The organism is Streptomyces sp. NPDC057565, assembly GCF_042801455.1.
Taxonomy (GTDB): domain Bacteria; phylum Actinomycetota; class Actinomycetes; order Streptomycetales; family Streptomycetaceae; genus Streptomyces; species Streptomyces yanii.
Genome location: NZ_JBHVFU010000001.1, coordinates 525,470 through 549,797 on the forward strand (window position 1 = coordinate 525,470; position 24,328 = coordinate 549,797).

The 24,328-nt window shown below is 72.3% G+C and carries 6 protein-coding genes; 5 read left to right on the forward strand and 1 reads right to left on the reverse strand.

Features of this window, described 5'->3' with window-relative positions:
- Positions 1 to 91 precede the first annotated feature (91 nt).
- The 5 genes from ACFU8W_RS02165 to ACFU8W_RS02185 are packed head-to-tail and all read left to right on the forward strand — an operon-like array spanning position 92 to position 22,676.
- Positions 92 to 352, forward strand: coding sequence for an acyl carrier protein (locus ACFU8W_RS02165; RefSeq protein ID WP_345518882.1), 261 nt, complete (start codon positions 92 to 94; stop codon positions 350 to 352).
- Positions 349 to 1,854 (forward strand): amino acid adenylation domain-containing protein, encoded by a 1,506-nt coding sequence (locus ACFU8W_RS02170; protein ID WP_384031410.1) that lies wholly within the window; start codon positions 349 to 351, stop codon positions 1,852 to 1,854. Before ACFU8W_RS02165 ends, ACFU8W_RS02170 begins: the two co-directional genes overlap by 4 nt.
- A 25-nt stretch (positions 1,855 to 1,879) precedes the next feature.
- Positions 1,880 to 21,148, forward strand: coding sequence for an SDR family NAD(P)-dependent oxidoreductase (locus ACFU8W_RS02175; protein ID WP_384031412.1), 19,269 nt, complete (start codon positions 1,880 to 1,882; stop codon positions 21,146 to 21,148).
- Positions 21,145 to 21,405: a phosphopantetheine-binding protein gene (locus ACFU8W_RS02180; protein WP_384031414.1), complete on the forward strand. Its 261-nt coding sequence runs from the start codon at positions 21,145 to 21,147 to the stop codon at positions 21,403 to 21,405. The genes ACFU8W_RS02175 and ACFU8W_RS02180 overlap by 4 nt, the downstream gene beginning before the upstream one ends.
- The gene (locus ACFU8W_RS02185) at positions 21,402 to 22,676 is read left to right on the forward strand and encodes a beta-ketoacyl synthase N-terminal-like domain-containing protein (RefSeq protein ID WP_384031416.1); all 1,275 of its coding nucleotides are present in this window, start codon (positions 21,402 to 21,404) and stop codon (positions 22,674 to 22,676) included. The genes ACFU8W_RS02180 and ACFU8W_RS02185 overlap by 4 nt, the downstream gene beginning before the upstream one ends.
- Here the strand turns inward: ACFU8W_RS02185 and ACFU8W_RS02190 are convergent.
- Positions 22,639 to 24,234, reverse strand: a complete 1,596-nt coding sequence (locus ACFU8W_RS02190) for a class I adenylate-forming enzyme family protein (RefSeq protein ID WP_384031418.1) — start codon at positions 24,232 to 24,234, stop codon at positions 22,639 to 22,641. The two genes, ACFU8W_RS02185 and ACFU8W_RS02190, sit on opposite strands and share 38 nt — an antisense overlap.
- Positions 24,235 to 24,328 lie beyond the last annotated feature (94 nt).

A 24,328-nucleotide genomic window follows, 5' to 3' on the forward strand; every position in this document is an offset into this window, starting at 1 on the left:
CTCCGCAGCGCACCGCACACATTTGAGCACCGTACGTACCGGCAGTCCGCTTAGCATCGCCCCACTCGCAGGGCGACCACGGGAGAGCGACGTGTGGGACGTGACATTCGAGAAGGTGCTCAGGGCCTCGCTGCGCGGACTGCCCGATCAGGTGGACCTGGAGGCGGACGCGCTGCTGACGCGATTCGGACTCGACTCCCTCGCGACGGTCGGGCTGATCGCCGCACTGGAGGAGGCGTACACCGTGGTCATCCCCGACGAGGCGGTGAACCCGATGAACTTCCGCACGCCGAGAACGATCTGGACGGTGCTCTCGGCAGCCCGCGGCGAACCGACGGAGGCTGCCGGATGAGCCCCGGGGGTCTGCACACCTGGTTTCTCGACGGCCTGGCGCGCAACCCGAACGGGCCCGCCCTGGCCATCCACGGCCGCGAGTGGACCTACACCGAACTGCACGCGCTGGCCGGGCGGTACGCCGACCGGCTCATCGCGGACGCCGGACGGCCCCCGCGCCGGGTCGGGATACTCGCGGCCAAGAGCATCGAGGCGTACGCCGGTCTGCTGGGCGCGCTCTACGCGGGCGCCGCCTACGTCCCGCTGGGCCCCGAGGTGCCGCTCGCCCGCAATGTCGCCGTCGCGCGGTCCGCGGGGGTCGACGCCCTGATCACCGACGCGTCGGGCGCCGAGCAGGCCGCGTGCCTGCAGGAGGTCGTACGCGAGGCACGCGAGCGGACCGGTGACGACGGGGGAGAGGCGGGCACGGGAATCCACGCGGAGGACGGCGACGGGCTGGCGTACGTCCTGTTCACCTCGGGATCCACCGGTACACCGAAGGGCGTACCCGTCTCGCACGCCAATGTCGGCGCCTTTCTGCGGGCCGCCGGGCGGCGCTACGACTTCGACGAACGGGACCGGTTCAGCCAGATTTACGAACTCACCTTCGACCTCGCCGTGTTCGACCTCTTCATGGCGTGGTCGGTCGGCGCCTGCGTCTGTTCGATGACCCGGCTGCACGCCCTCGACCCGGTCCGCGCGGCCCGTCGGAACGGGCTGACCGTCTGGCACACCACCCCCAGCCTGGTGGGCGCCGTCCAGGCCAGGAACGGTCTGCCCGCGGGTGGCCTCGACGGGCTGCGGCACAGCGTCTTCTGCGGCGAGGCGCTGCCCGCCGCAACCGCACGCGCCTGGCACCGCGCGGCTCCCGCCTCGACGATCCACAACATCTACGGGCCGACGGAGCTGACCATCGCCTGCACCGCCCACACCTGGGATCCCGAACGTGACCCCACCGACACCGGCACGGTGCCGATCGGCGTGCCGCACGAGGGCCTGGACGTGCTGCTGCTCGGCGAGGACGGGGAGATCCGTCAGGACGTGGGGGAGCTGTGCGTGACCGGCGACCAGATGTTCGCGGGCTATCTCGACCCGGCCGCCGATACGGGCCGGTTCCTGGAGCACGACGGGCGCCGCTGGTACCGCACCGGCGACCGGGTCAGGTACGAGCGCGACGTCGGGCTCGTCCATCTGGGCCGCACCGACCAGCAGGTCAAGATCCGTGGCTACCGGGTCGAGCTCGGCGAGATCGAGAGCGCCGTACGAAGGATCACCGGGCAGGACGCCGCGGCGCTCCTTCTCGGTGAACCCGCCGCGGAAATAGCGGTGTTCGTGTTCGGTGACACGCCCGTCGACCTTCCGGCGCTGGCGAAACGACTGGCCGGCGATCTGCCCGGCTACATGGTGCCCGGCCACCTCTGGCCGTTGCCGAAGGCCCCCCTGAACAGGCACGGAAAGATCGACCGCGGAAGCCTGCGGGCCGCAGCGGCACAGCGGCTGGACCGCCCGGCCGGTGAGTGAACCACCTAGGGAAGGACTGGCGGACATGGCTCAGCGGACGATCAACTGCGACCTTCACCTCGCGCCGGACGACTTCATCATGCGCGACCACCGGGTGCACGGGGTGTCCGTACTGCCGGGTGCGGCATTCCTCGACATCGTCCACCGGATCATCGAGGCCCAGGGCTTCGACGGCGCCGGCTGCGAACTGCGCGACATCGTCTTCGCCGAGGCCGTGGCCACGGACCCGGGGACCGGCCGGGACATCCGGGTGACCCTGACCGAGCGGACCGACGGCGACTGGGACGTCACCGCCCGCAGCCGGGCGGCCGTGCCGGACGACCCGCCGCCCTGGCGGGACAACTTCTCCGGCCGCCTCACCTGGACCACCGCGGGACCGGCTCCCGCAGTGGACCTCGACGCCCTGCGGGCGGGGGCCGTGAAACAGCGTGATCTTGCCGAACTGTACGCCCAGGCACGGGCCGAGCAGATCCAGCACGGTCCGGCGATGACCTGCTCGGGCGCCATGTGGGAAGGGCCCGGCTATCTGCTGGCGGAGCTCAACCTGTCGCCGCGCTCGCAGGAGCTGGAGGACGGTTTCCACCTCCATCCGGCCAAGCTGGACGCCGCCACACTCGTCGCGTTCGGGATGACCGGTTCCACGGGTGATCCGTTCATCCCGATGTTCATCGAGCGGTTCCGGGCGAACCGTCGGCTGCGCGGTCGGTGTTACGCGTATCTGCCCGCCCCCGAAACGGCTGCCGCATCCGGCCAGCTGGTCAGCAGCGACTGTCTGATTTTTGACGAACAGGGTTACCCGGTGGCCGAGTTCACCGGACTCACCTGCAAGCGGATCAGGTTTCCGGAACAGGTGACGGCGCTCGTCGCCGCTCCTGCTCCCGGTTCCGTGCCCGCGGCTGCGGGGCATCCGGTCGACGCCCCCGCCACGGAGCAGAACGACCCGACGGGGGCCGAACCGCCGGCTGCCCCTGCCGAGGACGGCCATGTCGTGCTGCTGCGGGGTCTGGTGGCCGGTGCGCTCGGCGTGACGGCCGACAAGGTCGACACACGCACCGGCTTCTACACGCTGGGCCTCGACTCGGTCGCGCTGCTGAAGCTCGGCCAGGATCTGGAACAGCTCATCGGGGAACGGCTCTACCCCACCCTGCTGTTCGAGTACGGGACGGTCGACGAACTCGCCCGTCATCTGGCGCAGACCCACCCGCAGCTCCCGGCCGCCACAGGACCCACAGGCCCGGCACCCGCCCCTGCCGCCGCGTCGCCCGCAACGCCCACCGCCACAGTGACCGCCGAACCGGCCGGGACCGCTCCCGGCACGCCGCGGCCCGCAGTTGTGGCCTGTCGCCCCGTCTGGCACCCGATGGATCCCGGCCCGGGTCCGGACCAGGAACCGGCCGGGGACGTACTGCTGCTGGGGGCCGCCCCCGAACTCGCCGCCGGACTGCGGGCCCGGATGCCCGCCGGGCGGCGGCTGATCGTCGCCGGGACAGGCCCCGCCTTCGCGGCGGACGGCCCGGACTCCTACCGCCTCGACCCGCGCAGCCGCGACCAGTGGACCACCCTCCTGGACCGGCTGGCCGACGAAGGCACGGACACCGCTGCGTTCATTCAGATGCTGCCGGACGACCCGGCGCGCGGGGACCGCGACGCGTTCGACACCGTGCGCGCGCTCGCCGCCGCCCTCGCCTCGCGGCCGCTGCCCGCCCCGGTCGGAGTGCACCAGATCTACCGTTCGGGACACGGCACCCCGCCGCCGCAATACGCGGCCCTGGCCGCTCTGTGCCGCACGCTCACCGCCGAGGTCCCCCGAGTACGCTGCCGCGCCGTCGAACTGGACCTGCCCGCAGGGGCGGAGGACCTGCTCACGGTCGCGGCGGGCGGCATCTCAGGACCGCACGAGCCGCACCTGCGTTACGCGGCGGGCAGCCCGTACGTGCTGCGTCACACCCGCGTCGCGCTCCCCACGCACGCGGATCCGCCGGGCCCGTCGTCATCCGTCTATCTGATCACCGGCGCGGGCGGGGGGATTGCCACGCTCCTGGCCGAGCGGCTGGCCCGCGAACCCGGCGTCGGGCTGCTCCTCCTCGGCCGCCGCCCCGCGGACCCCGCTCTGCGCCACCGGATCGACGGCTGGGAGCGACTGGGCGCCCGCGTCCACCACGTCCGGGCCGATCTGGCACGGGAGGAAGAGGTGCGTGCCGCGGTCGCCGAGGGCATCGCCCGGTTCGGCCGTATCGACCGGGTCCTGCACTGTGCCGGAGCTGCCGACGACGGGGTGTTCTTCCGTGAGGAAGCGGGACGCACCGACCGGGTGCTCACCCCCAAGACCGCCGGGCTGCTGGCCCTGGACGCGGCCACCGAGGACCTCGAACTGGACTGGTTCGTCACGTTCTCCTCCCTCGCATCCGTGGTGCCGAGTCCGGGGCAGAGCACCTATGCGTACGCCAACTCCTTCATGGACCACTTCGCGAACCGACGCACCGGCCGGACCCTGTCCGTGGCCTGGCCGCACTGGGCCGACGGCGGGATGAGCGTGCCCCCGGAGGCCATCGAGAGCGCCCGCGGGGAGTTCGGTCTGTCGCCGATGCCGGCGGCCGACGGACTGCGGACACTGTGGTCCGCGCTCGCCACCGGCGAACGCCGGATCGTGGTCGGCCACGGCGAAGCGGAACGCATCGACACGGCGCTGCACCTCGTGGAGCACACGGAGCCCGGCGACCGCGCACGGCCGGAGGCCCGTCCGACCACCCGTGACCGGGCGGAGCCCGGGGACACCGGCCGGCCCGTCGAGGGCGCGGACGCGGCGACGGACGATATCGCCGTCATCGGCGTCGCCGGGCGCTACCCGCAGGCCGACAGCCTCGACGCCTTCTGGGACAACCTCCGCTCCGGACGTGACTCCGTCACCGAGATCCCCGTCGACCGCTGGGACAACGAGGCCCTCTACGACCCGGAGAAGGGACGCCCCGGGCGCACCTACGGACGCTGGGGCGGCTTCCTCAGCAGCGTCGACCGTTTCGATCCGGCGTTCTTCGGCATCTCGCGCAAGGAAGCCGAATGGATGGATCCGCAGGAACGGCTGTTCCTCACCACCGCGTGGCACACGCTGGAGGACGCCGGATACCCGCCCGACGCCCTGCGCGAGGAGACCGTCGGTGTCTTCCTCGGCATCATGTGGAACCACTACCAACTGGTCGCCGGCGGCGCCGGCGGTGTCGCACCGACCGCGCTGCACTCCTCCGCCGCCAATCGGGTCTCCTTCGCCCTCGACCTGAGCGGGCCGAGCATCGCGCTCGACACCGCGTGTTCGTCCTCGCTGACCGCCCTGCACCTCGCGGTCGAGAGCATCCGGCGTGGCGAGTCGACCCTGGCCCTCGCCGGCGGCGTCAACGTCATGGTCCATCCGCAGAAATACCTCCAACTCGCCCAGGGACGCTGGCTCTCCGAGGACGGCCGCTGCCGCAGCTTCGGTGAGGGCGGCACCGGGTACGTGCCGGGCGAAGGCGTCGGCGCGGTGCTGCTGAAACCGCTGTCCCGCGCCCGTGCCGACGGCGACCACATCCACGCCGTCATCAAGGGAACCGGTGTCAACCACAGCGGCCGTACAAGTGGCTTCACCGTGCCCAGCCCGGCGGGCCAGGCGGAGCTGATCCGTCACTCCCTCGCGTCCAGCGGCATCGACCCGGCCACGGTCGGCTATGTGGAGGCACACGGCACCGGGACCTCGCTCGGGGACCCGATCGAGATCGAGGGACTGGGCCGGGGATTCGGCGACCGGGCGCCCGCGCACTGCCCGATCGGTTCGGTGAAGTCGAACATCGGGCATCTGGAGAGCGCGGCGGGAATCGCCGCACTCACCAAGGTCCTCCTCCAGCTCAAACACCGCACTCTGGTGCCCTCGCTGCACGCCGGAACGCTCAACCCGCAGATCGACTTCGACCGTTCACCCTTCCGCGTCCAGCGCACCACCACCGACTGGCCGGTGCCCGACGGAACCCCCCGCCGGGCCGTGATCAGCGCCTTCGGGGCCGGTGGAGCCAACGCCCATGCCGTTGTCGAGGAATATCTGCCCACCCCCCGCGCCGCCGTCCCGGCCGGCCCGCAGCGGGTGACACTGTCGGCCCGCACCGAGGAGGCGCTGCTCGACCAGGTGCGGGCGCTCGACAACCATCTCGCCTCCCTCGACCTCGCCGGCACCGATCAAGGCCGCTATCTCGCCGATCTCGCCCACACCCTTCGCGTCGGCAGGGCATCGATGGTGTGCCGAGCGTCGGTCGTGGTGGACAGCCTCGCGGAACTCCGCCGCGCCCTGGCCAGGATCCTGGACGGGGAGGACCGGGAGACCGCAGAGGCCCCAGGAACGCCGGGGGAACGCGGCGACGCACGGAGGATCCCGCTGCCCGGCTATCCGTTCCAGGAGGAACGCTGCTGGCTCGGCGCCTGGGAACGCGCGCACGACCCGTCCCGGCAGGACGCCGCGGCGGCCATCGCACCGCCCGCGGCGGCCGCGCCCCGCACGGCCCCCGACCGGCCGGCCGGGGACGGCGGTGTGGAACTGCGGGTGCTCGACCACGGCGTCGGCCTGGTCGTGCTCGGCGCGCCGATGTTCACCGACCGGTTACTGCGTGAACTGGCTGACGCCTTCGCGGAGATCGACACCCGCGACGACATCCGCGCTGTCGTGATCACCGGCAGCAACACCATCTTCAGCATGGGCGCCACCCCCGAGGCTTTGGAGGAACTGGCCCGGGGCGAGGGCAGCTTCACCGACGAGCCCGTGGTCTACGGGGCTCTCACGGGCTGTCGCAAGCCGGTCGTCGCCGCACTCCAAGGACACGCGTCGGGTGGCGGCTTCACCTTCGGCATGTACGGCGACGTCGTCCTGCTGAGCGCGGACAGCTCCTACAGCGCCAACTTCCTGAAGTACGGTTTCACGCCCGGCATGGGCGCCACCTACATCCTGGAACACCGGCTCGGCCGGACGCTCGCCCACGAAATGCTGCTGACCGGGCGCTCCTACCCCGGCGCCGAACTGAGCAGACGCGGTGCGGGAGTCACCGTGCTGCCCTCCGCGCAGGTGCTGCCCGCCGCGCTCGACCTGGCCCGCTCCATCGCCGGGCATCCGGCGGTCGCGTCCGGTGCGCTCAAGGCGGAGTTCGCCGGTCGCGTACGGGCGGAGCTGCCCGGGATCATCGACCGTGAGGTACGCATGCACCAGGACGTACTCGGCGAGGAGTCCCTGGACCGAATCCACGCCCGGCACCACACCCGTGAGGAATCCGGCGCAGCACCCGTGGCCCCCGAACCGCGGCGCGTCGACCCGCCGGCCGCCGGCCGCCTTCCGCAGGCCCCGGAACCGGTCGACTCCGCCGAGGTGGAACAGGCGGTGCGCGAGGCGCTCGGCGCGCTGCTGTACCTCGAGCCGAAGGAGCTCGACAGCGCCCTGACGTTCAACGAGATGGGGCTGGACTCGGTCGGCGCGGTGGAAGTGGTCAGAGACCTCAACCAGCGCTACGGGCTCGACCTGGATTCCGTCGCCGTCTACGACCACCCCACCGTGCCCGACCTCACCGGTCTGGTGGTCACGGCGCTCGACGAGCAGCGTTCCCTGCATGCCGCGGCGACCGCTCCCACGGCCCCTCAGCACCCCGCAACGGCCCCGTCGGCGGCACCGGCCGCCGCCCCGTTGCCGCCACGCGAACTCCCCGACCCGCGGCCGGACACCCGGCCCCCGGCGCCGCGCCGGGTGCCGCCGGAGGCAGACCTGCCCGCGCCGGCTCCGGCAGCGGGCCCGTCCGGCCCACTCGTCACCCTGGCACCGCTCGGACGCGGCATCCGGGAACCCGAAGGCGACCCGCCCGCGCCCGCCGCAGCCCCGGCCGGCCCCGTAGCTCGCGCGCGCCCCGCGCCCGCCGCAGCCCCTGGCGGCCGTAGCCCGCACGGCCCCGCTTCCGACGGCCGCACGGTCACCGACCGCACGTCCGACGGCCGCACCGTCGCAGGCGGCACCCCCGGCGGGCCCACCCCCGCCGACCGCCCGGAGCCGGCCGGATCCCCGGAGGCCACGGAGCCGACCGGGTCCTCCGACATCGCCGTCATCGGCATGTCCGGGCGCTTCCCCGGCGCCGACGACCTCGACGCCTTCTGGCACAACCTCGCCGGCGGCCGCAGTGACATCGGTGAGATTCCCGCCGAACGATTCGACTGCGAACCGGACTTCGACGCCCGCCGGGGCGTCGAGGGCAAGACCTACAGTCGGTGGGCCGCCATGCTCGCCCGGGTCGACGAGTTCGACCCGGCGTTCTTCCACCTGTCACCGCTCGAGGCTCGCGCCATGGACCCGCAGCAGCGGCTCTTCCTCCAGGAGTCCTACCGCGCCCTCGAAGACGCCGGGTATGCGGGCGACGGCGGCGAACGGGCCTTCGGCGTGTTCGCCGGGTGCGCGACGAACGACTACACCCAACTGCTCACCGACAGCGGGTCCAGGGACTCGGGACAGGCGTTCCTGGGCAATGCCCCGTCCATCCTCGCCGCCAGGATCGCGTACTTCCTGAACCTCACCGGCCCCACCCTGGCCGTCGACACCGCCTGCTCGTCCTCCCTGGTGGCGGTCCACCTCGCCTGCGAGAGCATCCGGCGCGGCGAGTGCACGGCGGCACTGGCCGGCGGGGTCGCCGTCATGGTCACCCCCGAACTGCTGATCCGCACCAGCCAGACCGGCATGCTCTCGCCGACCGGTCGCTCCGCGCCGTTCGATGCCGGCGCCGACGGCATCGTCCTCGGCGAAGGGGTCGGGGTGGTCGTACTGAAACGCCTCGATGCGGCGCTCGCCGACGGCGACCAGGTGCATGCCGTGATCCGTGCCGGCGGCATCAACGGGGACGGCAAGACCAACGGCATCACCGCCCCCAGCGCCGCTTCGCAGGCAGCACTGATTCGCTCGGTGCTGCGTCGGGCCGGACTCGGCGCGGAGGACATCGGTTATGTCGAGGCGCACGGCACGGGTACACCGCTCGGCGACCCGATCGAGGTCAAAGCCCTGACGGAGGCGTTCCGGGCGGACACCGACCGGACCGGATTCTGCGGTCTGGGCTCGGTGAAGGCGAACATCGGACACACCACGACGGCGGCCGGCATTGCCTCGCTGCTGAAGGTGCTGCTGTCCCTGCGGCACCGTCGGCTCGCCCCCATGCCCGGCTTCGGCCGCCCCAACGACAAGATCGACTTCGCGGGCAGTCCGTTCTTCCCGGTCACCGAGCCGACCGACTGGCAGCCTTCCGCCCGCGGCGAACGGATCGCCGCGGTCAGCAGTTTCGGCTTCAGCGGCACCAACAGCCACCTCCTGGTCGCCGAAGCCCCGGCCCGGCCGCCCGTACCGCGGCCGGACACCGCGGAACGCGTCGTCATCCCCGTCTCGGCCCGCACCGACGCCGCTCTGGACGCGAGCCTGTCCCGCCTGGCCACGCACCTCGACACCGCCCCCGAGGTCGGGCTGCCCGACCTCGCCCGCACCCTGTCCACCGGACGCAGACATCTGCGGGCACGTGCGGTGTTCACCGTCGACAGCGTGGACCGGCTGCGTCACGCGCTGCGCCTCGCGGCCTCGGGCGCAGCCGGTCCCGACCATCTGCGCGGCATGGCTCCTGCCGACCCCGCAGAGCCGTCCGGCACGCTGCCCGGCGACGCATCGCCCGACCGGATCGCCGCCTCGTACCTGCGGGGCGAACGGATCGACTGGGAGGCACTGCACGCCCGGCCCGGAACCCGCAGGATCGCTCTGCCGACCTACCCGTTCGCCCGTGAACGCCACTGGCCGGACCGTCCGCACGTCGACCCGCGGGACACCCGCACGCCCTCCTGGCGCATCGGCCCCGACGACCCCCTGGTCGACGGCCACCGGGTGTCCGGACACCCCGTCCTGCCGGGGGCGGCGGCCATCGCCATGGCCGTCGAGGCAGCGGACCCCGGACCGCTGCGGCTGAGCTCCGTACGATGGCTGCGGCCCTGCCGGATTTCCGCCCCGCACGCACTCCACGTCTCCCTCGCCCCGGCGGGTCCGCCGGCGCGCCGGTTCACCCTCCACGACGGATCGGGTACGGAGTACGCCACCTGCCTGGCCGCGCCCCTGCCCGCCGGTACACCTGCAGAACACCTCGACATCGACGCGGCGGCGCGCCGCTGCGACCGTTCGGTGGACGCCGCCCGGCTGTACGCGGACTTCGCCGCAGCCGGCGTCGGCTACGGCCCGTGTTACCGCCTGCTCGACGGCGTCCGTTTCGGGACGGACGAGGCCGTCGCCACCCTCGATCCGGCACCCGCCGGCCCGGCGGGCCCCTATCCGCTGCACCCCGCCGTGCTGGACGCCGCCCTGCAGACGGCCGCCGTGCTGCTGCCGGGAGACCGGCCCGCGGTGCCCTTCTCCGCGCAGGAGGTGTGGGTCAACGGCCCCCTTCCCGCCGGGCCGCTGACGGTGCATGCCCTGCGGGAGCGGCACGGGTTCACCGTACGGCTGGCGGATGCCCGGGGAACCGTACACCTGAAGGTGACGGGCTTCTCCCTCCGGCCCATCGCGGCGCCGGCCGCCGACCCGCTGGAGGGCATGATCCACATCCCGCGATGGCAGCCCGAACCGCTCCCGGACGGCGCGACGCCGACCTGTGCGGACCGCACCGCTGTGCTCCACCTGGGCGGACCGGACGCACTCTCCCGCGCGCTGGTGGCGCGCTGCCCCGGCCGGGACACCGTGCTGCTGAGGGCCGACGCGGACGGTGTCCCCTCCCTCCCCGGCCCGGAGGAGTGCGACGCCCTGTATGTGGTGGCCTGTCAGGAACCCGACGAGGGCTTGGCTCCGACCGTACTGAACGCCCTCACCGCCCTCACCGCCTCCCGGCAGGCACACCGCCCCCTCCGGCTCACGCTGGTGGTGGCGGGGGAGGACGACACGGACCCGGCCGCCCGGCTCCCGCACGCCGCCGAGGCCCAGGGCCTCTGCCGGGCGGTGGCCGCCGAGTACCCGCACTGGTCGGTGCGGTGCCTGGACATCGGCACCTGCGCGGGCGACCCGTCCGAACTGGCCCGGCGGATCCTCGCCGAACCGGGCGAGGACCGGCTCGTCGCCCTGCGCGGCACCGAGCGCTATGTGCAGCGACTCGTCCCGGCCGACCTGACGGCCGAGACCACCGACCCCTACCGGGACGGCGGGGTGTACGTGGTCGCGGGAGGCACCGGTGGCATCGGCCGCCAACTGTGCCGCCATCTCGCGGCGACCCGCCGGGCCCGCCTGGCGGTGGTCGGCAGACGCCCGGCCGATGACCCGGCGGTCCGCTCACTCCTGGACGAGGTGACCGCACTCGGCGGCCGGGCGCGCTACTTCAGTGCCGACCTGGCCGACGCGGCGGCACTGAGGTCCGCCGTGGCGGCGGTGATTGCGGAATGGGGCCCGGTCCACGGCGCCTTCCACAGCGCGCTGGTCCTCCGCGACCGTACGGTGGCCAACCTGGACCGGCCCACCCTCGACGAGGTCCGTCGCCCCAAGACCGACGGTGCCCGCAATCTGTACGAGGCGCTGAGCGACCAGCCCCTCGACTTCCTCCTCTACTTCTCCTCCGCCGTCTCCTTCACCGACAGCGCGGGCCAGGCCAACTACGCGGCGGCGAGCATGTTCGAGGACGCCTACGCCACCCGGCTGCGCCGCCTCGGACACCCCGTCTCCGTCATCAACTGGGGGTACTGGGGCGGCGTCGGAGTGGTCGCCGACGAACGCTACGCCCGCCGTCTCGCCACGCTCGGCATCGGATCCATCGAGCCCTCCGAAGGGCTCGCCGCCGTGTCCCGGATTCTGTCGTCCGGACTGCCCCAGGCCCTGGTCCTGCGGGCGGAACCACAGGGGCTCGCCCAGTTCGGCATCGGCACCCCCGTGCCCGCCGCCCGCCCCGCCACGACCACACGCCCCCCGGCCGGACCCGGCGGCACCGACCCACGACTGGACAGCGCACGGGCCGCCTTCACCGCTCTGGACGCCCTGGCCCGCGATCTGGTCCGTCATGCCATGGCGGGCTTCGGCGGCCTGGACCGGGCGGGCCGGCGGATACCCCTGGCCGAGCTGATCGCCCTCACCACCGGCACACCGCACCACCGGCGGCTGCTGCGTGCCGTCCTGGAGATGCTGGCCCGTTCAGGCGCCCTGCTCATCGACAACGACGATGTCGTGCCGCTGCGCAGCGAGGAACCAGTTGTCCCCGATGTGACCGGTCTGCTGGCCGCACACCCGGAGATGGCCCCGCACGTCAAGCTGCTGCGGACCTGCGTCGACGCCCTGACCGACGTACTCACCGGCAGCCGCGCGCACATCGAGGTGCTCTTCCCGCACGGCAGCCTCTCCCTGGTCGAGGACGTCTACCGGGGCCAGCCGATCGCGGACCATGTCAACGGGCTGCTCGCCGCCCGGGTCGCGGACGCCGTGCTCACCGGAGCGGGCCGCCCGGTGCGGGTCCTGGAGATCGGTGCGGGTACCGGCGGCAGCAGTGCGGCGGTGCTGGCCGCGTGCGCGGCGACCGGTGAGGACTACGCGTACTGCTACACCGACATCTCCCCGGCCTTCCTGCGCCACGGCGAGGCGGAATTCGGCACCCGGGACGACCATGTCTCCTTCCGGCCGCTCGACATCGGCCGGGACCCGGCGGAACAGGGATTCGAACCGGGTGGCCAGGACGTCGTCCTCGCCACCAACGTCCTGCACGCCACCGCCGACATCGCCACCACCCTGCGGCACGCCGCGTCCCTGCTGCGCCCCGGCGGACTGCTGCTGATCAACGAGGTGACCCGCGCCTCCGACTACCTGACCGTCACCTTCGGTCTCACCCCGGACTGGTGGGCGGCCGAGGACGAGCAGCGCCGACTGCCCGGTGCACCGCTGCTCAGCCCCGGCCAGTGGCGCGACGCCCTGACGGAGGCCGGTCTGCGCCAGGTGCGGGCCGAAGGCGCCCCCGGCGTCCCGGCCGCTGACCTGGAGCAGTGCCTGATCGTCGCCGAACGGCCGCTCACGACCCCCGCTCCCGCGACGCCCGAGATCCTGGCGCCCGAGGCCTCTGCACCCGAGGTCCTGGCGCCCGAGACGCCGGCCCCCGGGCCCGCGGACCGAGCGGTCACCACCGCGACCACGCCCGACTACGTACGAAAGGTCTTCGCCGAGGTGCTCGGCTCCCGGCCGGAGGACCTCGATGACCGGGCCACGTTCGAGACCTTCGGGATCGACTCGCTGGTCAGCCTGCGGATCGTCGACCGGTTCGCGCAGGACCTCGGCGAACTCCCCGCGACCCTGCTGTTCGAGAACCTCACCATCGAGCAGCTCGCCACCCACCTGGAACGCGAACACGCGGACCGTCTCGGAGTGGTTCTCCGGGCCGCGGCACCGCAGCGGCCGGCACCGGCGCCACTGCCCGCACCCCCGCCCGGAGGCACCGCCGCCCGCGACGGCGACATCGCCGTGATCGGCGTCTGCGGACGCTACCCCGGTGCCCCCGACCTGCCGAGCTTCTGGCGGAACCTGGCCTCGGGAACCACCAGCGTCACCGATGTGCCGGCGGACCGCTGGGACTGGCGCACCCACTTCGACGCGCGGCGCGGCACCCCGCAGCACACCTACGGCCGCTGGGGCGGCTTCCTGGAGGACGTCGACCGCTTCGACCCCGCCTTCTTCGGCATTCTTGCCCGGGACGCCGCGGCGATCGACCCGCAGGAGCGGCTCTTCCTGGAGACTGTCTGGAATCTGCTGGAAGAGACCGGCCACCTGGGCACCCACACCCGGGTACCCCGCACCGGGGTGTTCGCCGGGCTGATGTACGGCACCTACGGGCAGCTCGGCGCCACCCTCTGGAACGAGGGCCGACTCAGCGGCGCGCACTCCTCCTACTGGTCGGTGGCCAACCGGGTCTCGTACTTCTTCGACTTCACCGGACCGAGCATGGCGGTCGATTCCGCCTGCTCCTCCTCCCTCACCGCCGTCCACCTGGCATGCGAAAGCCTGCGGCGCGGCGAATGCGAGACCGCGATCGCCGGTGGGGTCAACCTGATCCTGCACCCGTCCCACCATGTGTCGCTGTCGGGGCTGAACATGCTGTCCGCCGACGGCGCCACGAAGGTCTTCGACGAACGGGCGGACGGATTCGTACCGGGCGAGGGCGTCGGTGCCGTCCTGCTCAAGCCCCTGCACCGAGCCATGGCGGACGGTGACGACATCTGGGCGGTGATCAAGGGAGGGTCCGTCAACGCGGGTGGAAAGACAGGCGGTTACACCGTCCCGAACCCGAACGCCCAGGCGGCGCTGATCACCGACGCGCTGCGCCGGGCCGACGTCGAGCCGGGCACCGTCTCGTACATCGAGGCGCACGGCACCGGCACCGAACTGGGGGACCCGATCGAATTCGCCGCCCTCGCCCGCGCTTTCGCGGAGTCGGGTGCCGTGCCCGGACGCTGCGGCGTCAGCTCGGTCAAGGCCAACATCGGCCATCTGGAGGGGGCCGCGGGCATCGCGGGCCTGACGAAGACGCTGCTGCAAATGCGGCACCGCAAGCTCGCACCGTGCGCGTCCCTGGACATCGTCAATCCGAAGATCGGCTTGGCGGGCACCCCGTTCTTCCTGCCCCGCGCGCTGACCGACTGGGAGCCGACGGAACCGGGGACTCCTCTTCGCGCCGGGATCAGCTCGTTCGGCGCGGGGGGCGCCAATGTGCACCTGGTGCTCGAGGAACCTCCGGCACCCGCTTCCCTCCCGGCCCCGACCGTCCCCGTCGGCGAACAGCTCTTCCTGCTGTCGGCCCGTACCCCGGGGCAGCTGGCCACCCACGCGGCCCGGATCGCGGATTTCCTCACCGGGCCAGGCACGGGCGTGCGACTCGACGCCCTGTGCTGGACCAGCCAGACCGGACGCCGGGACATGGCCGAACGCGTCGCCGTACTGGCGGCGGACGTGCCGGAACTCGCCGCACGGCTGGCCGCGTTCGCCCACGGTGAGGACGCTCCGGGTCTGGTCCGCGCGTCCGCGGGCCCGTCGGCCGCGCCGCCGGCCGGCACCCGCGATCTCACCGTGCTGGCCGGACACTGGGCGTCCGGCGGTCGACCGGACTGGCGCGAACTGTGGCCCGAACCGCCGGGCCGGATCCCGTACCCGACCTACCCGTTCGAACGCACCCGGCACTGGACGGACACCCGGACGACCTCCCCGACCCTCACTCCCGCTCCGGCTCCCACGCCGTCCGACGCGGCCACGACCGAACAGGTCGAGTTGCCCTCCGCGGGAACCCCGTCGGGTACGACGCAGTACCTGGTGCCCGAGTGGCGCCCGGAGCACCTGACCGGCACCCCCCGCGCGCCCGGCCGGGTACTGGTGCTCGGCGCCGGCTCCGGAGCGTCGGAGACCGTGGCAGCGGTGGAGGCAGCGATCCGCGACGCCGGTGGCACGTGCCCGATCACCGGCCCGGGGGAGAGCACCGGGGAACGGAGCGCCTGGGCGCGGGCCCTCGCCGCCGAGGAGCAGCTGCCGGACGGCCTGGTGTATGTCGCCGGCCCCGGAACTCTGCCCGAGCAACTCGACGCCGGACTGCACACCGTCCTGTCCCTGACCGCTGCGGTACTGGCCGCCGGTTCGGGCCGGCGGCTGCGGGTCGTGTTCGGCCACACGCAGCCCACGCCCGCCTACGCGGCGGTGTCCGGCGCACTGGCCGCACTGACCCTGGAACACGGCGGGCTGCGGGCGACCCGGCTGTACGCGGGCGACGAGCCCGCCACGGCGGCCGACCGGATCGTCGCGGAACTCCTCCGGGAACCCGCCGGGTCCGCCGACACGGTCACCTACGAGCACGGCGAGCGGCGTCGGCTGCACATGGCGGAGCGGGTCCCCGCCGACGGCCCGGACCTGCACCCGGCCGGAACGTATCTGATCACCGGCGGCGCGGGCGAACTCGGTCTGCGCTTCGCCGCATACCTGGCACAGTGGCCGGTCACCGTCGTGCTGGCCGGCCGAAGCGCGCTCGACCCGGAACGGACCGCCCGGCTCGCCGCACTCGCGGGGCCGGGAGCGCGGATCCACTATCACCGCGCGGACGTGACATCCCGCCATGAGGTCGACGAGCTGATCGGCACGGTCACGAGGCTGTACGGTCCCCTGCGCGGCGTCCTGCACGCCGCCGGGATCACCAGGGACCGCAGGGCCGCAGAGAAGTCGCGGGCGGAGATCGCGGAGGTTGTCGCGCCCAAGGTGTACGGAGCCGTGCATCTCGACGAGGCCACCCGGGACGAACCCCTCGACCATTTCGTCCTGTTCTCCTCGGTGGCCGGTGTGTCCGGCAATCTGGGGCAGGCGGACTACGCGTTCGCCAACGCCTATCTCGACGCCTTCGCGGAGGAACGCGAGGGGCGCCGCAGGGCAGGTGAGCGGCCGGGCCGGACCCTGGCGATCGGCTGGCCGCTCTGGGACGGCGGCGGCATGAGCGTGGACGCAGCGACCCGACGCCTCTTCGAGCGTCTGTGGGGGATGGTCCCGATGCCTCCGGAGGCAGGACTGCGCGCGTTCAATCGCGCGCTGACCCTGCCCGACAGCCGGGTCATGGTCGTCGAGCGTGCGGCACCGGTGGCGGACTCGGCTCCGCAGCGGGACACCGCCACGGTGACCGGAGCGCTGCCGGATGTGGAACGGACGGTACGGACACTGGCCGCCGCGTTCCTGCTGGTGGAGGAGCGCGAGGTGGACACCGACGCCGACCTGATGGAGCTGGGCTTCGACTCCCTGTCCCTGACGGAGCTGGTCATCCAGGTCAACGAGGCGTACGGGCTCGATCTGCTGCCGACCGTGCTGTTCGAGAATCCCACGCTGGGGCTGTTCGCCCGGTACCTGGTGGAGGAACACGGGGCCGGCCCGGACACCACTCCCCTCACCGGCTCCGACACGGCACGGGAAGACACCCGCCCCGAGATCGCAAGCGAGGGCATCGCAGGCGCGGGCCTCGCCGATACGGAGGCCACAGGGACGGACGCAGCGGACACGGACCTCACCGACACGGACGTCACCGATACGGACATCGCCGTCATCGGCATGGCGGGCCGGATGCCCGGAGCCGACGATCCCGACGCCTTCTTCCGGCGCCTGATCGCCGGTGACGATCTCACGGGCCCCGTCCCCGAGGACCGCTCCGATCTGCGGGGCGACCCCGAAATCGCCGCTCAGCGTGGAGGGTTCCTCGCCGGCATCGATCGGTTCGACGCCGCCCGATTCCGAATTTCGCCGCGCGAGGCGGCGCTGATGGACCCGCAGCAGAGACTGTTCCTGGAGACCGTCTGGAGCGTATTCGAGGACGCCGGCTACCGCCCCGACCAGCTGGCGGGTACCGACACCGGACTCTTCGTGGGGGTCGCCACCTCGGACTACGACGACCTGATGACCAGTCATGACATTCCCGTTCAGGCACATATGGCGACCGGCATCGCGCACTCGGTGCTCGCCAACCGGGTGTCCCACCGGTTCGATCTGCGTGGCCCCAGTGAGGCCGTGGACACGGCCTGTTCCAGTTCCCTGGTGGCGCTGCACCGCGCCGTCCGCGCTCTCGCGGACGGCGAATGCACCACGGCCGTCGCCGGCGGGGTCAACGCCGTGCTCAGCCCCTCGCTGTTCAAGGCATTCGTCCGGGCGGAGATGCTCAGCCCCGACGGCCGCTGCAAGACCTTCGACGCCGCCGCCGACGGATATGTGCGGGGCGAGGGCGTGGGTGCCGTGCTGCTGAAGCCGCTGCGGCAGGCGGTGGAGGACGGCGACCACATTCACGCGGTGATCAAGGGAAGCGCCGTCAACCACTGCGGTCGTACCGCCTCGCTCACCGCCCCCGACCCGGAGGCACAGGCCCGGGTCCTGGTGAGCGCGTACCGCCGTGCGGGCGTCGACCCGCGCACCGTCACCTATCTGGAGAGTCATGGCACCGGTACCCGGCTGGGCGACCCGATCGAGATCGAGGGGATGAAGAAGGCGTTCACCGAGCTGTACGAGGAACACGCACTGCCCGTGCCCGCCACCCCCCATGTGGCAGTGGGCGCGGTCAAGACCAACATCGGCCATCTGGAGGCCGCTTCGGGCATGGCAGGGCTCCTGAAGGTGCTGCTGTGCCTGCGGCACGGATGGCTGCCGGGCAATCTGCACCTGGACACCGTCAACCCCTACCTGCGGCTTGACGGCTCGCCGCTGCGGCTGCTGGAGCGGGCCGAGCGCTGGGAAGGCGTGCCGGACGGAGACCGTGTGCTGCGCAGGGCGGGGGTGAGTTCCTTCGGCTTCGGCGGCAGCAACGCGCATGTCGTCGTGCAGGGGTACGACGACGCGCGCCCTGCCGAACAGGACCGGCGCCCCCGGGTGTTCCCGCTGTCCGCACCGGACGGCGAAACGCTGCGTGCCTACGCAGCGCGGCTGGCGGACAGCATCGGGCGTGAACCGTCCGCGCCGCTCTCCCGGGTGGCGTACACCCTTCAGACGGGCCGTACGGTGTTCCGCGTCCGCCACGCAGTGGTCGCCGCCGATCGGGGCGAGCTCCTACGCGCCCTTGCGGAGCTGGCCACCGGCCCGGTGCCCGAACCGTCCGACCCCCCGGTGCCGGAAGCCGTACCGGGGGCCGGTGATCCGCATGCCCTGGCGGCAGCCTGGACGGCCGGGGCGCAGATTTCCTGGGAGGAGCTGTGGACCGCGGTTCCGGGCCGTACACCGCTGCCCGGAGTCCCGTTCACCCGGACCGCACACTGGTTCACCGTGCCCGAACCCGCCGTTTCGCATACACCGCCCCCGGTGACCGCGGCGGCCGCGAGGACGGAGCCGCGACGGGTAGGGGGCCGAGTGGTCCTCACCCCGGCGCACACACCGCCACACGCCCCGGCCGGGACCAAGGATCCGAAACGGGCCCCGAGCAGGAAGCGGATCACGGCCCGGAGCGAGACCCCGGTCGAGGACCGGAGCAAGTCTCCCGTCGAGGACCAGGACAAGACCCCGGTCGAGGTACCGAGCACCCCGTCGAGCCCGGCCCCGGTGACCGTCCGGACACCCCGGACGGAAACGGAATCCGTGCCCCTTGCCGTCGACACCGTCGCGGGCCGCACACAGCAGCTGGTGGCCTGCGGATACAACCCCGTGCTGCTGCCGGCCGCCCAGGTCCCCTTCGATCTGATCACCGATTCGTGGGCGGAGCGCGACCACCCCTCGGTCACCCGCCGGATGGCCGACATCACCGCCCGGTCGTTCAGCGGGCGCCAGGACATCGAGGAATGCGGCGCACCGTGGCTGCCCTTCAAACGGATCGTCGCCGCACCCTCCGGGCGGGCGGCCGAAGCCCTGCTCTGCAGGCTGTGGCCCGGCGAGCGCGGGACCGTCCTGCATGACGGGGTCTTCCCGACCTGGCTGTACAGCCTGGCCGGGAACGGATTCCGGCCGGTGGAACTGGCCCGGCCGGACACACCGCGGCAGCCCTTCCGCTCCGATGTGGATCTCACCGCGCTGCGCACGGCGCTCGCCACGTCCCCGACGCCCGTGTCCTTCGTCTGCCTGGAGGCGGGCAACAACGCGGGCGGCGGCCACCCGATCTCCTGGGGCAATCTCACCGAGGTCCGCCGGACCCTCGGTGGCAACATCCCCCTCGTCATCGACGCGACGCGGATCGTGGAGAACGCCTTCCGGGTCCGCTCCGACGAAGCGGACGGTCCGGACGGTGATGTGTGGGACGCGGTACGCGACTTGCTGGCCACCGCGGACGTGGTCACCCTCAGCATGCCGAAGGACTTCGGCATCGACTCCGGCGGGCTCCTCGCCACGAACCTGTCCGAACTCACCGACCGGCTGGACGGCGAGCGGGCCGACCACGGACCGCAACTGCACGCATGGGGCCGCCGTGCCCTGGCGGTCGCCGCGAACGATCTCGACTGGGCGGCCGATCGGGTCCTTGAGCGGATGCGGCACACCGCCACGTTGTGGGAACACCTCCACGACGCCGATGCCCCGCTGAGCGGCCCCGCGGCCGGACACTGCGTCGTCCTCGACGTCAGCCGACTCGCGTCGTACGCGGAACTCCCCGAGCCCGTACCGTCGTTCCTGGCCACGCTCTACCGCGAGACGGGTGTGCGCGGCGGCCCGCATCTGGGCGGCGGCCCCGAGGCCCAGCTGGTGCGGCTCGCCGTTCCGGTGGGTCTCACCGAAACCGAGACGGACACCGTCGCGGACCGGGTCGCCACGTTCCTGACCGGCCCCGCCGAGCCGATTGTCCTGGCCGCGGCCGACGGCACCGCCGATCAGATACGCGCCCCCCAGGCCCGCTACCGCCTCGGCACCCGGGATTCCGCGGAAGCCCGCCCCGTCCCCCAGGCCCACCCACGCTCCCGCCCGGCGCCGACTGCCGGGACCGTGAACAACCCCAACCTCCAGGTGCTGCGCGAGGCGGCGCCCGACGTGGAGGTACGCATGGTCCCCGTGCCGGGCGGCGAGGCCGAGGTGTTCGTGAGGGGCCGAGGTCCCGCCGTTCTTCTGATGCCACCGTTCAATATCGGCGCGGGCCTGTTCGTGGAGCAGTTCCGCGGGCTGAGCGACCGCCACCGGGTGGTGGCGGTGCACCGTCCCGGAGTGGGCCGCACCCGGGTGACCGGCGGCCTCGGCCTGGAAGAGGTGTCGGCCCTGCACCGGCACGTCCTGGACGAGCTGGGCATCACCGGCCCGGTGCACGTCGTCGGCGCTTCGTTCGGCGGCCTCCAGGCGCAGAGCTTCGTACTCGCCCATCCCGAGCGCGCGGCCGGCCTCACTCTGATCTCCAGCTCCCACCGGTTCGCCAACCGCCCCGGCGGCGTTGCGAAGCTGGCAAGGGTCGCGGCGGAGGACCTGGACGCCGCAATCGCGGGCAGCGGCTCACACCGACTGGCGGACGCCCGCGACGACCTGCTGGCCACGCTGCTGCGCAGCGAGAGCATGGACCCGCACACCGGCATGCGCTATCTCGACGCCTTCGCCGAACACGCCGGTACGCAGGACAGGCTGGCGGACATCAGTACGCCCACGCTGCTCATCCACGGTCGCTACGACACGGTCGTCCCGGTCGACACCGTTCAGCTCCTGCACCGGCTGATCAGGGACAGCGAACTCGTGGAGATACCCGACGCCGGGCACTTCCCCGGACTCACCAGCCCCGGCCGGGTCAACGAGATCCTCACCGAATTCTTCGCCACCCACCGAGTCGTCCAGCACATCGGAGAACCGACCGGAGAACCGACCGACGGGAGCAGACCATGACCGACCTGTACCAGACCGACGACGAGCACATCCTCGCCGTCATCCGGCGGCGCGCCGCAGAGGTGGTGCCGACCACCGCCGACGGCGCACCGCTGGCCGCCGACAGCAGCCTCGCCGCGGCGGGCTGCAACAGCATCGACAGAGCGGAGATACTCGCCCTGGTCATGGAGGACCTCGGCGTCGTCGTGCCGCTCGACGAGTTCGAACGGTCCCTGACGCTCGGCCAGGTCGCCGCACTGATGCGGAAACACCGGTGAGCCCCGCCTCGTTACGGACCTGGGTGACCGGCCTCGGCGTGCTCTGCGCCGCGGGCCGGGACCCGGCCGGGTTCACCGGTGCCCTGCGCGCCGGCCACTCCGGCATCACCCGCCGTGAAACCGGTGCCTCGGACGAAGCCGGGTGGCCCGACCGGAGCGCCGTGATCGACGGATTCGCGCTGGCGGACGCACTGGCCGGCTGCGAGGGACTGCCCGCCACGCTGCTCGACTCCGCTCGGCGCAGCGTGGCACGCTCCCCGTACAACATTCAGGTCGCCACGGTCGCGGCGTTGCAGGGCTGGCTCTCCGCGGCCCTCGACGAGTCGCCCGCACCCCCGGCGCGTACCGGAGTCGTGGTGGCCGGATCCAATCTCAACGGCGGCTACGCATGGCGCCAGCGGCAGCGCTTCGAACGCGACCCGGCGTATCTGCCACCGACCTTCGCCCTGCACTACCAGGACACCGACCACGTCGGGACGCTGAGCCAGCTCCTGGGCATCCGTGGTGAGGGGTTCACCGTCGGCGGGGCGTCGGCCAGCGGCAATGTGGCGATCATTCAGGGCGCGCGGCTGATCGAGTGCGGGGCGTTGGACGTCTGTCTCGTCGTCGGGGCTCTGACCGAACTGTCGCCCATGGAGCTGCGCAGCTACTGCAATCTGCGTGCCGCGGCGGCCGGGGACGCGGCCACGACGGGATTCGGGGCACCGTTCGACACCGGGCACCGAGGGTTCGTACCGGGCGAGGGGTGCGCGGTACTGGTGCTGGAATCGGAGGCATCGGCGCGTCGACGGGGTGCGCCACCGTTCGCCGAGCTGAGCGGATACGCCCAGCGTCTCGATGCCAACAGGCTGGCGGACCCCTCGGCGGACGGTGAGGCGGACGCGATGGAGGCGGCCATCGAACGGGCCGGTCTGTCGCCCGCGGACATCGACTACGTGAACGCGCACGGGACCGGAGCGCCGCTCGGGGACGCGGCCGAACTCCAGGCGCTGCGCGCGGTGTTCGGGTCTCGGGGCCCCTGGGTGAACGCGACGAAGGCGTTGACCGGACACTGCCTGTCTGCGGCCGGTGTGGTGGAGGCCGTGGCCACCGTGATCCAGCTGCGGGACTCCTTCGTCCACCCCACGGTGGGCCTGACGAGTCCGGTGGACGCCTCGCACCGCTTCGTCGGCCCCACGGCGAAGGGCGTGCCGTTGCGGCACGCCCTGTCCAACAGTTTCGGCTTCGGCGGGATCAGTACCAGCGTCGTGTTCGGCGCAGCTCCCGCTTGAGCACCTTGCCGATCGGCCCGTGCGGCAGCTCGTCCACGGCGACGATCCGGTCGGGCAGCTCGCCCGCCGGCAGCCGCTGTGCGAGGAAGTCCCGCAGACCGTCGGCGGACCCGTCGGGGCCGCCGGACCGCAGCCGCACGGCGGCCACCATCAGCGTCCGCCCGTCCGGACCCGGCGCGCCGAACACGGCGGCCTCCACCACATCGGGATGCCAGTACAACTCGTTCTCGGCACGCAGCGAGGAGACGGTGCGTCCCTCGCGGGTGACGACGTCGGCGGCCCGGTCGTGCAGGGTCAGTATCCCGTCCGCGTCGAGTGAGCCGACATCGCCCATGTGCGTCCACCCGTCCCGGAACACCCGGGCGGAAGCTTCGGGGTCGCGGTAGTAGGACCGGGGCGGCGCGGGGGACGACAGACAGATCTCGCCGACCTGCCCGGGCGGCACGGGGGAGCCCTCCGCATCCACGATCTTCACCCCGGTCTCCCGCCGGGGCTCGCCGACCGTGGCCAGTTCCGGCCGGCGGAAGTACTCCGGGTCCTTGTGCTCGTTCCAGGGGTCCGTGATCAGGGAGGTGAGCGCGGGGGAGACTTCGGTGGATCCGTAACCGATGATCATCCGGGTGTCGGGGAGCGCCTGCGACAGCTTGTTCACCATGCCGAGCGGCACGCTGGCCGAGCCGAACATCAGCATCGTCAGACAGGTCAGATCATGGGTGTCGAGCACACCGTCGGCCAGCAGTTGGATGGCGACGGAGGGCGGCAGGACCGCCAGTTCCAGCCTCGGTCCGGCGATGGCGGCGGCGATGCTCTCCGGATCCGACCGCCCCAGCACATGGATGGTCGAGTCCGTGGTCAGGGCCAGAACGAGCGCATTGTGGCCCGCGTTGGTGCCCAGCGGAACGGCGCACAGAATGCTGCCGACGTCCTGGAAGAGATGTCCCCAGGCGAACGTCGGGTACGTCAGGTTCGCGTGGCTGACGGCGACCGGCTTGGCGTCCCCCGTCGTGCCCGAGGTGTAGAGGATGTCCGACAGCTCGTCGCTCGTCACCGCGGGCGGCAGGATCTCGGCCGGGCCCGAGAGCTCTGCCCGGTCCGAGAACTGCGACGACGTCGGGCGTTTTGACGGCTCCGACAACTCAGCAGCGGCCGGCGCACCGCGTTCGTACCCCGGCTCGGCCCACCACGCACCGTCCGGTGGCTCACTCCCGGCCCCGTGCAGTACTCCGGAGGCGCCGCAGTACGTGAGCCGGCGCCGGATCTCCGCGGCACCGAGCTGCCCGGTCAGCGCGATCGCCGTGCCGCCCGCAAGATACACGGCGACATGGCCGACGGCGTACCCGATCCAGTCGTTTTCCGCGTAGTACAGCCCGATCCGGTCACCCGGCCGTACTCCGACGGTTTTCAGTCGATGGGCAAGTGCACCTGAGGCGCGTATCCATTCCCCGTATGCCAGGGAGTCGGTTCCGTCGACGACCAGGGCGATATGGTCCGGTTTCTCCTTTGCGCGCTCAAGGATGAGCTGCGGGACCGTCGGCGGCACTGCGGAGATTTCGGTCATGAAGTGAACGTAGGGCGCCTGTTTGTGTGCATGCTGCTCACTCTTGAGTGGTAGCAGCACTCAACTCGGCATTGACACACTTCAGTTGGACCGA